General features: G+C 52.5%; 12 protein-coding genes. 1 reads left to right on the forward strand and 11 read right to left on the reverse strand.

The annotated features are described in order from the left end of the window. The 11 genes from EJE49_RS14260 to EJE49_RS09535 all read right to left on the reverse strand — a co-directional run. The coding region (locus EJE49_RS14260) for a BMC domain-containing protein (protein ID WP_223246903.1) at positions 1-108 on the reverse strand (108 nt) is incomplete at its 3' end. A gap of 52 nt (positions 109-160) precedes the next feature. Beyond that, complete coding sequence (gene csoS1, locus EJE49_RS09490; protein ID WP_124950202.1) at positions 161-454, reverse strand: alpha-carboxysome major shell protein CsoS1; 294 nt, start codon at positions 452-454, stop codon at positions 161-163. Positions 455-508: 54 nt separating this feature from the next. Further along, positions 509-802, reverse strand: coding sequence for an alpha-carboxysome major shell protein CsoS1 (csoS1, locus tag EJE49_RS09495; protein ID WP_124950203.1), 294 nt, complete (start codon positions 800-802; stop codon positions 509-511). Positions 803-835: 33 nt separating this feature from the next. After that, positions 836-1,093: a carboxysome peptide B gene (locus EJE49_RS09500; RefSeq protein ID WP_124950204.1), complete on the reverse strand. Its 258-nt coding sequence runs from the start codon at positions 1,091-1,093 to the stop codon at positions 836-838. A gap of 1 nt (position 1,094) precedes the next feature. Next, positions 1,095-1,346 (reverse strand): alpha-carboxysome shell vertex protein CsoS4, encoded by a 252-nt coding sequence (gene csoS4 / locus EJE49_RS09505; RefSeq protein WP_124950205.1) that lies wholly within the window; start codon positions 1,344-1,346, stop codon positions 1,095-1,097. A gap of 19 nt (positions 1,347-1,365) precedes the next feature. Continuing rightward, on the reverse strand, positions 1,366-2,937 hold the full coding sequence (locus EJE49_RS09510) for a carboxysome shell carbonic anhydrase (protein WP_124950206.1): 1,572 nt from the start codon (positions 2,935-2,937) through the stop codon (positions 1,366-1,368). 45 nt (positions 2,938-2,982) lie between these two features. Then, positions 2,983-5,349 (reverse strand): alpha-carboxysome scaffolding protein CsoS2, encoded by a 2,367-nt coding sequence (locus tag EJE49_RS09515; RefSeq protein ID WP_124950207.1) that lies wholly within the window; start codon positions 5,347-5,349, stop codon positions 2,983-2,985. Positions 5,350-5,440: 91 nt separating this feature from the next. Then, on the reverse strand, positions 5,441-5,773 hold the full coding sequence (locus EJE49_RS09520) for a ribulose bisphosphate carboxylase small subunit (RefSeq protein ID WP_124950208.1): 333 nt from the start codon (positions 5,771-5,773) through the stop codon (positions 5,441-5,443). A 93-nt stretch (positions 5,774-5,866) separates the two neighbouring features. Then, positions 5,867-7,288 (reverse strand): form I ribulose bisphosphate carboxylase large subunit, encoded by a 1,422-nt coding sequence (locus tag EJE49_RS09525; RefSeq protein ID WP_124950210.1) that lies wholly within the window; start codon positions 7,286-7,288, stop codon positions 5,867-5,869. A gap of 824 nt (positions 7,289-8,112) precedes the next feature. Then, positions 8,113-8,583, reverse strand: coding sequence for a single-stranded DNA-binding protein (gene ssb / locus EJE49_RS09530; protein WP_124950212.1), 471 nt, complete (start codon positions 8,581-8,583; stop codon positions 8,113-8,115). Beyond that, complete coding sequence (locus EJE49_RS09535; RefSeq protein WP_124950277.1) at positions 8,570-9,943, reverse strand: MFS transporter; 1,374 nt, start codon at positions 9,941-9,943, stop codon at positions 8,570-8,572. Before EJE49_RS09535 ends, ssb begins: the two co-directional genes overlap by 14 nt. A 107-nt stretch (positions 9,944-10,050) precedes the next feature. Between EJE49_RS09535 and uvrA the strand changes: the two genes are divergently transcribed. Beyond that, on the forward strand, positions 10,051-12,858 hold the full coding sequence (uvrA, locus tag EJE49_RS09540; protein WP_124950214.1) for an excinuclease ABC subunit UvrA: 2,808 nt from the start codon (positions 10,051-10,053) through the stop codon (positions 12,856-12,858). Positions 12,859-12,873: the final 15 nt, after the last annotated feature.

A 12,873-nucleotide genomic window follows, 5' to 3' on the forward strand; every position in this document is an offset into this window, starting at 1 on the left:
GACCAGGCGAACTTCTGCCGCTTTAGTCATCGCGTCTGCTGCTTCAATCGCAGGTACCAGACCGCGGGTTTCAATCATGCCTAACGCTACTCCGCTTACATTTGCCATTTTTAATACTCCTTCTAAAATTCAGTTGGGTTCAGACTTAATTTATGTTTTCTTACTCAGATGCATTGGGCAGAATATTTTCTACCTCAGAATGCACACGCGCGATGATGTGCGCGGCTACCAAGCCATCACCAACACGCTCACATGCATCTGCACCTGCCCGGACTGCTGCGTTTACCGCACCAGTTTCGCCACGAACCAGCACAGTGACATAGCCACCGCCAACAAACTGACGACCTACCAGACGCACTTCTGCTGCTTTAGTCATCGCGTCGGCTGCTTCAATCGCCGGTACCAGACCACGTGTCTCAATCATGCCTAATGCTATTCCGGTTACGCTTGCCATTTTTAATACTCCTTCTTCTCTAATTCAGTTGGTTTCAGACTAAATACTGCCCTGTTATTCAGATGCGCTTGGAAGTATATTTTCTACCTCAGAGTGCACACGCGCGATGATGTGTGCGGCTACCAGACCATCACCAACACGCTCACATGCGTCTGCACCTGCGCGAACTGCTGCGTTTACCGCACCGGTTTCGCCACGAACCAAAACGGTTACATAGCCACCACCTACAAACTGACGACCAACCAGGCGCACTTCTGCCGCTTTAGTCATCGCGTCTGCTGCTTCAATCGCAGGTACCAGACCGCGGGTTTCAATCATGCCTAACGCTACTCCGCTTACATTTGCCATTTTTAGTACTCCTTCTCAGATTAAAAAACTTGCTTAATCGCCGTTTCCGGCATCCCATGAATCAATAATTCCGCAGATAGTCAAGTCGGTTAATGTCGCCTTGTCTCCTGTGGCAATTCGTGCTGCAGAACCACCCGCTGTAATTACCCATTTTCCTGGTGGTACACCTACCGGATCACATGCCACGCTGATTTTGCCTTGAGCATCTTCCAATACTCTCAGCGAGGCATTTTGCAGACCCGGAACACGCCGTGTCGCCACCAGATCTGACACCACGCGCATAATTTCCATATCAAGACTCCGACCAGTGATCAATGATGCCGATAATAGTCAGATCGCTAGGAAACTCTTTGCTGCCGGCAGCTTCACGTGCTGCCGAAGAGCCGACACATATCACCCAATCTCCGGGAATACAACCCACTGCATCGACTGCAACCTGACGTGGCCCGCCCACTTTTTCGCGCACTACGAGTAATGGGCGATGTCCCAGATCCTTAATTCGGTTGGTTGAGACCAGCGTTTTTTCCACTTGGCAAATCTTCATTACGCTCTCCTAAACCGATTTATTTCACACCCGTTTCGACCAGTTCAATCGGGCTACCTGGGCGTTTGTCCTGCACCGTCATTCCGCACACCAACAGTCCCTTTTGTGCCAAACTCTGGTAACGCCCCTCGATTGCGGCTTTCACTCGTTGGCACCGCTCCACCGTGCGTTCACGGCAACCTGGCACGCGGCTGTCATAGCGAAAATGTATCGCCACGGGTGCTGGCAAACCATGACTGATGTTAAGCTTGGTAAAAATTTTGATACCAACATCCATGTCCGGCGCACCTTCTTCCACCGTATGCAGGTGAGCAAAGTACGCAAGGTTGCGCAACTGAAATTCCTCAAAGCCATCACCGACACTGATAAAACGCTCGGCGTGGCCGATGTCCGCATAGCGTCCACCCCAGTTACTGCATACGTATTCAATCTGCGATAAGTTATTAATCAGCAAAGTCGCAATAAGTCGACGCATCCCTTCATGTGGCTCACCACGTCCCTCAGCCCATCCCGTGCTGCTGCTGGCAGACTGAATAGCCTGATACACCTTGAGCCTGGCTCCACTCGCATCATCATTGACGCTGGCACGATACAACTCAATGTTGTCCACATACCGATGTAAACTCATGTCGCCGTTTGCATCAGGCACGTGCACTTTGATTGCATCGGTATCGGTATCCACGCCAATCAGCAAGATATCCACCGAGGCGCCACAGCAAAAACTGTTTTCGATTGCTTGTCGAAACTCTGTCAGGCGAGCCAGCCCAGCTTCTGCCGCGGCCGTCACGTTGCTACAATGTGCGGCACAACCTTCGTGAGTCGGGTCAGAACTACTCCAGTGGTATACCGCCACTTTGAGGTAGCGCGTGCCTGCATCCGCAGTCACCGGACGTCCTTCGCGGAATCGCATCAACTCAGTTTCTATCCAGCGTTTGACGTTGGCATCCACATCAAACATCGCACCAGCGTAAGCCTTGCGACTACGCACCGCGCCATCCGGTAAACGCAGGATATAGCGCACCAGGCCCTTCAAACGACCATCCGAACAGGGTGAAATATCCACCGCGTGGTAGCCGCTATCGAGAAAGAACGCGACGGCTTCATCGGTACCCTGATGCGGGTTGTTCATTTCTGCCCGCTCTGCCATAAGCCCTAACGTACGCATGACACACTCGCCATACAAGGCACGCATATCCAGATCAGCAATCCAGGCATCCGCCAGAATCTGCGCGGGCAACTCGAAACCCAACTGCTCACGCGCAATGGTCTGCGCGCGCTCGGAAAAATCAGTTTCGTGCTGCAAGCCTGCGATGCGTTTCAATACGGGCACGATGGCATCAAAAGCCCCTTTTACAGCCAACTCATGTGCTAGCAGACGCTGATTCTCAGCTTCGTTAGTCAGCGGGTGCTGGCAGGGCCGACCAGTATCTGTAGCGCAAGCCGGATTAGGTATCGTCTCAGCATTGAGCGCGAATACCGCCGGCCGTGGACGCACCTGCAGCGCACCAGCAGGCGTGCCCAGCCCATAGGGCGGACGGCTTACTGGCGGTTGCGGGCTTAAGTTGCGTCCCGGACGGTTTCTCGTATTCATTACACTCTCCGATTAGTTACTGTTTGCTCAAATACTACGTTCACGTTAACCGCGCGCACCGCCAGAGTAGGTTATGGCAGAGCCTTTGGCATCATTACCGCTGCTGCCAGTAATTCGGCTTGTCGGCAATTCCGGGCGCTCGCGGTCTTTCAACTGTGAAGCACCTATCATCAAGCCACGCTGGTCACCTCGTATAGTGGGATTACGGCGGGTCGAGTTACCTTCGGTCCCTGTCACACTTTCATTACGCCGCCACGCTGCGCCGGTAATTGCAAACCCGCCTTCACGACCGTCGCCAGTCAAGCGGCTACGCATATCTTCGACCGCGGGCGCCTGCACTATAGCTACCGGCGCTGCATCTTCCTGATAACGAAATTCCGGTGTGCCAGACACAAGACCTGCAGCCATGTTAATTGGCCCGGTGATACGTCCAACTGCACCGTAAGCAGTGCCAGTGACACGATTCAAGCTACTACCCTGCGCACTGCGAGCCGGAGTAGCTACGCTAAAATCCCCTTGCACCCTTTGTATTTGCGGAGCAGGTTCTATTTCCCGTGGTGCATCTAGCGGACTACGGCTAAGCGGATGCGGGTTATTATTGGCACCGCGCTGCGAAACACGCTGATGCATTCCTGAATAAGGCGTACCGCTCAGCATCCGGTTTTCACCCCGCGCTGCACCAGTCACTTTGTCAGCTGATTCTGCTTTATCGCCACGCAATGCAATGCCTGCGCGCGCACCACGACTGCTCATCAATGCCCGAGATGCAGCTTGTTGTTCGGGTTCACAAAATGCTGTGTACTGATCCGGACCGATATATTCCGTGCCAGATATCTGCTGACAGCCACCGAACTCATCGCCGGTTACTTTCGGACTATGTTCGAGTGCAGTTCCTGAAACTGGCTGATCATTCCAGGTACGCATCATGTTTACTTTTTCCGGAACAGCCACTGGCTCACGGTTACATGCCTGATATTGAGCAAGACCATTTGATTCAGTACCCGTCACGCTTGCGCAAGCGCCGCGCTCTGCGCCTGTCACCAACTCGCTGGTTGCTACATCAGTCCCTGTCACAGTTCTATCCTGCAATGTGCTCATCACACTTACCTTACGCGGGGCGCCTGAACCATTGCGACTAGCACTGGCCGATTCATTATGTACATACTGGCTACCAGTAAGTTTTGCGCTTGCACCGGTCTCATCACCCGTTACTTTATTGCTACGGCCGATAGCGCCACCGCTTACGTTCTGACCTGCTGCTGTACGCATTACGCTTACCTTTGCTGGCGACGGCTTAGGCTTGCTGTCGCAAAACGTAACAAACTGTTCCGCACCAAGATATTCGGTACCCGTCACACTCTTGCACAAGCCGTTATCGTCACCCGTTACCTTCATGCTCTGACCCACTTCAGTACCACTTACACGCTGACCGCGACTCGTGGTACCGACACTAACTTTTGCCGGAGCAGGCTCTGGGGTAGTGGCACATAACTGCACATATTGCTCCATACCGATATATTCAGTACCTGTGATCGCGCGACAACTACCTGGCTCTACACCAGTTATCTTGCCATTTCGTTCTACCTGAGTACCCGTTACCGCCGTACCACTTAGTGTTGTGCCAGCCTCCACTTTTGCTGGAGCAGGTGGCTTGGGACGAACCCGGCCGCTGGGTCGGCAGGCAGGGTCATTCCCACGTCCTTGCTGGCACATTTCTTCACGCCGGATTCTCGCTATTTCGCGCCCGCTCAACCCGCTCATTGCACTATTTCTAGCACCATTGCGTCGTTTTGCAGCTGATCCGGCTGAGCCTTTAGCGGCTGTTTTACCTTTACTGGAAAGCGCACGACGGCGCTCCTGACACAATTGACGAACTGCTGAAGCAACAGAACCAGACACCGCTAACGGTTCATCATCAACAATCGCGCATACCTCTTCAATTGCCTGCTCATATTCAGTTGTGTCAGGCGCTTTTGCGTCCTTACAGCCACATCCACAACCTGAGGATGGGGATTCGGCTGTTACAGGTTTAGGTGTATCCATTACCTTAACTTGGCTGTATGCAGCTGACATCACCGAATTGTTTTTTGCAATTGCTGACTTTCCACCCTGAGACATGGCTACTCGTCGCGCTCTAGACAACGACTTACCCGATGTGCCAGTCATGGAACCTGGGGTAGCCATTTGCACAGGTGGTACGGCAGCTTCCGCATTTTTCTGCACTGCCGTGACTTGCGGTGTAACTGTTGCTGTACTAGCGCTCGCTGCAGGCTTAGCCACAGATGCTGATGGCTGCGACGGTTTTACGCCGAGTGCAGTGCGTCCATTCTGGGACAATGCACGTCGTCTCTCTAACGCCGCGGCTCGTGACGAACGTGGACTTGCTGTACTATTTTCCATAGGGTCGTTCATGCTCTTATCCTTCCGTATTCAACAGACCCTCACACGGGTCAATAGCTGCGAGGGTCATCTGCTGGATAGTCTGTCTACCTGGCCAACCTGCTTAACGACCGCGAAACACTACAAAGGAGCTACCCTGACTCTGAGAGTAATTGTCATAACCAATCAGGCGCACGTGATTATTCGGATGTGCGCGATGGCACGCTTCCAGTTCGGCAATAACAACATCAACAGATTGTTCGCCGAACATTGGCAACTTCCACATATACCAGTAGTAGGCATCAGCACGCGCTGGCTCTACGTGTTCTATGGCGGGATTCCATCCCTGACTGATCACGTAAGCGATTTGACGGCGCATTTTTTCTGGTGTCATCGCCGGTAAATACGAGAAGGTTTCGTATTTAGGAGTTGATTTGTAATCTTGAATTTCAGCCATTTCCGTTCCTTTCCTTAAGTCACTGCGCAAGTCATTCGACTATGCACAGCGAAAGTTTTAATTTATAAATTGAGGGTAAATTCGACCTCAAAATTAACGGTTTACCACGTCCAGCTTGTCCACAGTATCGAATTCAAATTTGATTTCTTTCCATGTTTCCATAGCGATCTTCAACTCTGGGCTATCCTTGGCTGCATTGGTTAGAATTTCCTTACCTTCACGCTCCAGCTCACGACCTTCGTTACGCGCTTCCACGCAAGCTTCCAGCGCCACACGGTTAGCTGCAGCACCTGCCGCATTGCCCCATGGGTGACCTAACGTACCGCCACCGAATTGCAACACAGAGTCATCACCGAAGATGTTAACCAGTGCTGGCATGTGCCAAACGTGGATACCACCAGAAGCAACAGGCATCACGCCAGGCATGGAGCCCCAGTCCTGATCAAACATGATGCCGCGTGAACGGTCTTCAGGAATAAATGACTCACGCATTAAATCTATCCAGCCGAGGGTTGCAGCACGGTCGCCTTCCAGCTTGCCCACAACCGTACCCGAGTGCAGGTGATCACCACCCGACAGACGCAGAATCTTGGTCAGCACGCGGAAGTGAATACCATGGTGCGGGTTACGATCGAGCACAGCGTGCATGGCGCGGTGAATGTGCAGCAGCACACCGTTCTTGCGGCACCAGTTAGCCAGACTTGTATTTGCGCTCAGACCACCTGTCAGGTAGTCGTGCATAATGATAGGCGCGCCAATTTCCTTAGCGAATTCAGCACGCTCCAGCATATCTTCGCAGGTTGGTGCAGTTACGTTCAGGTAGTGACCTTTACGCTCACCTGTTTCAGCCTGAGCAGCCATGGTTGCATCCTGCACAAACAGGAAGCGATCACGCCAGCGCATGAATGGTTGGCTGTTGACGTTTTCGTCGTCTTTGGTGAAATCCAGACCGCCACGCAGACATTCGTAAACGGCACGGCCGTAGTTTTTAGCAGACAGACCCAACTTAGGCTTAATGGTGCAACCCAACATTGGACGGCCATACTTGTTCATGATGTCGCGTTCAACCTGAATACCTTGAGGAGGACCTCCACACGATTTAACGTAGGCAACCGGGAAGCGAACGTCTTCCAGGCGCAGGGCACGAATTGCCTTGAAGCCGAATACGTTACCGACCAGTGAGGTTAAAACGTTAACTACCGAACCCTCTTCAAATAGATCGATAGGATAGGCGATGAATGCATAGAAACAGGTGTCATCACCAGGTACGTCTTCGATGCGATAGGCACGGCCTTTGTAGTAGTCCAAATCGGTCAAAAGATCGGTCCAGACCGTGGTCCAGGTTCCGGTGGAAGACTCGGCAGCGACTGCTGCAGCAGCTTCTTCACGATCCACCCCTGCTTGCGGGGTGATCTTGAAGCAAGCCAGGATGTCCGTATCCAAAGGTACGTACTCCGGCATCCAGTAGGTCTGCCGATATTCTTTAACACCTGCCTCATACTTTTTTGCGGCCATGTTTACTCTCCTAGCACTATTGTTGAAAAATGATGTTGGAACCGTCATTTAGGTTCCGACGGTTGAATCTATTTTCCAAGAACCTCTTGTTTAATAAAAGTTAAATATATTTACCATATTGTTTTACTAATGCTTAAGATCAGGCATATCCATTCACTATGTGACATGGCTATATAGCAACTATGGATGGAGTTCGGACGGTTTTAACCAGGTCAAGACGAGTAATTCAGGGGTGGGGCATAGTGGTGAGATAAGCGCGCCGCGGCAGCACCGGACCGGCTCGAGCCGCAATTCTCATTTGTTGCACGTGATCAGGCTTAGGGAAGCACTGATTTAATCAAACATGGATTGCGTTCAAACAAAACCCTCCCGCAAGGAGGTGAAGTTATGTGAGCATGTTTGAAATGCATCTGTGGGTTTAAATGTCACTCCTGCCTACATCATTAACAGACAAGACGCGGATCGTCGCTGATCACAGGTAGTGAATTGCTTCAAAAATGCTGGATGGATATTTGTTCCGTGTACCGGGAAATTACGAATATTGCGTAGCTAGAGCGTAATGTACGCGATGACTTGCAGCATGCAAGAATACGGACTGCTATAACTAATGTTGTGTCCCGCATGAGAATGGGGGAAGCCTGCACAGATGATAAGGAAGTGTGTCGCCAGCGATACGAAAGTTGACGGATCTCTGAAAGCAAATCAAGGCTGTGCAAGCCGGCCATATAAAGAAGGCGTGTTATTGAAGTGGTTTTAGCTGGCCGAAACGGCCCGCATTAGCGGGCCTTTGTTATTATTTTCTACATATATACAAAACGTACTGATTAGAACGGAATATCATCATCCAGGTCATCAAAACTATTGCCGCCGGATTTAGGCTGGCTGGCATTTTGCGCCGGCGCACTTGGACGGCTAGGACGACTCTCAGACTGACCACTGCCACTGTCCATGCTGGCTGAACCTCCCCGTCCACCAAGCATCTGCATTTTGTCGGCGATGACCTCAGTGGTGTACTGATCCTGGCCTTCTTTATTGGTCCACTTGCGTGTTTTCAGGCTGCCTTCAAAGTAGACCTGCGAACCTTTTTTCAGGTATTCGCCAGCGATTTCAGCCAGCTTGCCAAATATGGCAACACGGTGCCATTCGGTACGCTCCTGCTTTTCGCCATTTTTGTCTTTCCAGTTATCGGTGGTTGCCAAGGTTAAGTTCACCATGGCATCGCCGCTGGGCATGTAACGGATTTCCGGATCTTTGCCGATATTACCTATCAAGATGACTTTATTAACTGACGCCATGTTTGCTCTCCTCTATCAATTGTGTAGCAGTAATTTCATCCCAGCCTTGCTGAGCGACTTTGAGTATTGCGATGCCCTCTTCGGCGACGACGGTCGATTCGTACACACCTTGCAGGCTACGTAACCGGGTATTTAATAATACAGCCTGATCAGCAGACATCTTATCCAGATGGAACATCCGGGTTTTTACTGCAGGAGGCGGACGCATACCCAGTGCCGCAATCAACCATATCACCATCAGACTGGCGCTGAACATGAATACCGCAGAAAACCCGTAATGCTGTGACAGCCAGCCACCCGTCACGCCGCCTATGAACAGGCCCAGCGACTGGGAAGTATTGTACACGCCCATCGCAGTTCCTTTGGCAGTGACTGGCGCGATCTTGGAAATCAGTGATGGCAGCGTGGCTTCCAGAATATTGAAGGCTATGAAATACGCCGTCAGCGCGGCCACAATGCCCCAGAAATGATGCATGCTTGCGGCCATGCTTAGTTGCGCTGCGAGCATCAACCCGACTGCGCCGACAAATACCTGCTTCAGTTTGGCGCGCTTTTCGCCATAAATAATCGCCGGCACCATCAATATGAATGCGATCAGCACTACCGGCAAATACACTTCCCAATGGTGATTGATATCGAGATTACCCGCGTTGCGCAAGGCGAAAGGAATGACCACAAACATCGCCATTTGTGCAGCATGTAGTGAAAAGATGCCGAAATTCAAACGCAGCAACTGCGTATCGCGCAGTACATCACCCAGCTTGGCGGGGCTAGCTTCTGTTTCGGTATGAAAACTGCTGATTAAGGGGTCGGGTATATACCACTTCACCACGGCCATCGCGGTCAACGACAAGATGCCAGTCATCGCAAAAATGCCATGCATGCCGATGTATTGATACAAGGCGGGGCCAAGCACCAGTGACGCCGCAAAAGTCACGCCGATAGTACCGCCTATCATCGCCATAGCGTGGGTACGGTGCTCTTCGCGGGTAGAGTCGGCCAGTAGCGCTGTAACAGCAGCAGAAATCGCACCAGCGCCCTGAATTACGCGTCCGAGGATGATGGTTTCGATGGTGGTGGCACTTGCGGCAACAAAACTGCCGATCGCGAATAAAGCCAGGCCAAAATAGATAACGCGTTTACGGCCGAATTTGTCGGATGCCATGCCGAATGGCAATTGCAGCATCGCCTGAGTCAAGCCATACGCACCCAGCGCCAGGCCGACCAGAGTGTGATTATTGCCACCGGGCAGATGCTCGGCATAAAGCGCGAACACCGGTAAAATCAAAAACATGCCCAACATGCGCAAACCGAAAATACTTGCCAAACCCACGCTGGCACGCACTTCTGTCGTGGTCATTTTGTCGGTATTGGCATCTGTAAATTCAGCGGCTTTACTCATTTGCTTGGGAACATTCGCAAAAGACGGTATATTAACAGGTTAGCCCGTTTTAGAGTATTCCCGGTATGGACATAATCCGCATTCGCGGCGCACGTACGCACAATCTTAAAGATGTAAATCTTGATTTACCGCGCAATCAGCTTGTCGTTATCACCGGCTTGTCCGGCTCGGGAAAATCCTCATTGGCATTCGATACCCTTTACGCCGAAGGCCAGCGCCGCTATGTCGAATCGCTGTCGGCCTACGCGCGCCAGTTTTTACAACTGATGGAAAAACCGGACGTCGATCTGATCGAGGGCTTGTCGCCGGCGATTTCGATAGAACAGAAAGCCACCAGCCATAACCCGCGCTCCACTGTCGGTACCGTCACCGAGATCCACGATTACTTGCGCCTGTTGTTTGCCCGGGTAGGCACGCCACAATGTCCGGACCATCACATCGATCTGGCGGCACAAACCGTATCGCAGATGGTGGACCATGTACTGGCATTGCCGGAGGATACCAAGCTGATGATATTGGCGCCGGTCATTGTCGGGCGCAAGGGTGAGCAGACCGATTTATTCGATGAATTGCGCGCTCAAGGTTTTGTCCGTGTGCGCATTGATGGCAGCGTTTATGAAATGGACGCGCTACCCAAACTGGACAAGAACAAGAAGCACACTGTAGAAGTGGTCGTTGATCGGCTCAAAGTGCGGGCCGATGTCAAACAGCGTCTGGCCGAGTCATTTGAAACTGCGCTGCGCCATGCTGATGGCCGTGCGCTGGCTGTAGAAATGGACAGCAATCACGAAACGCTGTTCTCAGCCCGCTTCTCCTGCCCGGTGTGCGATTACTCACTTGCAGAGCTGGAACCGCGTTTATTCTCGTTCAATAACCCCATGGGCGCCTGCCCGAAGTGTGATGGCCTGGGTGTTATTCAGTATTTTGATCCGAAACGAGTGGTCGCATTTCCACATTTATCGCTGGCAGCCGGCGCGATCAAGGGTTGGGACCGACGCAATCCGTTTTATTTCCAGTTGTTGCAAAGCCTGGCCCTGCATTACGGCTTTGATCTGGATACGCCGTTCGAGCAACTGACTGAAACGATACGTGAAGTTATCCTCAACGGCAGTGGCAAGGATAAAATCGCATTTCATTACCACGGCGAACGCCAATCGCGTCTGCATACCTTTGAAGGCATCCTCACCACGCTGGCACGGCGCTACAAGGAAACCGACTCGAATACCGTACGTGAAGAACTGGCCAAATACCTCAACAACCAGCCTTGCCCAAGCTGCGCAGGCACACGCTTGCGCCGCGAAGCGCGTCATGTATTCGTCGCCGGAAAAACCATCTACGCCCTGTCTTCCCTACCACTGAAGCAATCACTCACTTTCTTTGAGTCACTTACACTATCAGGTAACAAACAAGCTATTGCGGATCGTATCGTCAAGGAAATCGCCGCTCGCCTGCAGTTCCTGAACAACGTTGGTCTGGAATACCTGTCGCTGGATCGTTCCGCTGAAACCTTGTCTGGTGGCGAAGCGCAGCGCATCCGCCTGGCCTCGCAAATCGGTTCCGGGTTGACTGGCGTGATGTATGTATTGGACGAGCCATCTATCGGCTTGCATCAGCGTGACAATGACCGCCTGCTGGCGACGTTGCGCCGCCTGCGTGATCTGGGCAACACGGTGATTGTCGTCGAGCATGATGAAGACGCAATCCGTACTGCCGATTATGTCGTTGACATGGGACCTGGCGCAGGTGTGCACGGTGGCCATGTCGTTGCCTGCGGCACGCCCGCCGACATCCTCGCCCACCCGGATTCCCTCACCGGCGCCTACTTATCCGGGCGCCGCGGCATCGCCATACCTGCCAAACGTCGCCAACCAGATCCTGCGCGTGAGTTAGTGCTTACTGGCGCTCGTGGCAACAACTTGAAAGACGTCACACTGACTTTGCCCGCCGGGCTGCTGGTATGCGTAACCGGTGTCTCGGGTTCAGGCAAATCCACGCTGATCAACGACACGCTTTACGCGGCCATGGCGCGACACTTATATGGCTCCTCGGCCGAACCGGCACCCTATGCAGCAATTGAAGGGCTGGCCTTGTTTGACAAGGTCATTAACGTCGATCAAAGCCCGATTGGTCGCACACCGCGCTCCAACCCAGCAACTTACACCGGTTTATTTACGCCGATCCGCGAGTTATTTGCCGGAGTTCCTGCGGCACGTGAACGTGGTTACGGCCCCGGACGTTTCTCATTCAATGTCAAAGGCGGTCGTTGCGAAGCCTGTCAGGGTGACGGTGTCATAAAGGTGGAAATGCACTTCTTGCCGGATATTTATGTGCCCTGCGATGTCTGCCACGGCAAACGTTACAACCGTGAAACGCTGGAGATCCAATACAAAGGCAAAACCATCCAGGAAGTGCTGGGAATGACCGTGGAGGATGCCCATGTATTCTTCAATGCTGTGCCAGTAGTAGCACGAAAATTACAAACCTTGCTGGATGTCGGCCTGGGTTATATCCAGCTCGGCCAGGCCGCGACCACACTCTCCGGCGGCGAAGCGCAACGGGTAAAGCTGTCGCTGGAATTATCCAAACGCGACACCGGCCGTACCCTGTACATACTTGACGAACCGACCACCGGCTTGCATTTCCACGACATCGATATGCTGCTCAAAGTGATCCATCGCCTGGCCGATCAGGGCAACACCATCGTGGTGATTGAACACAATCTGGATGTCATTAAAACTGCTGACTGGGTCATAGACATCGGCCCGGAGGGCGGCGATGGCGGCGGTGAAATTGTCGCCAGTGGCACCCCCGAGCAAGTCGCCGACAATCCCGCCAGCTATACCGCTACCTACCTTAAGCCTTTACTTGCCTAAACCACACATTACACA

Origin of the sequence: Sulfuriferula thiophila (assembly GCF_003864975.1) — a bacterium.
GTDB classification, from domain to species: Bacteria; Pseudomonadota; Gammaproteobacteria; order Burkholderiales; family Sulfuriferulaceae; genus Sulfuriferula; species Sulfuriferula thiophila.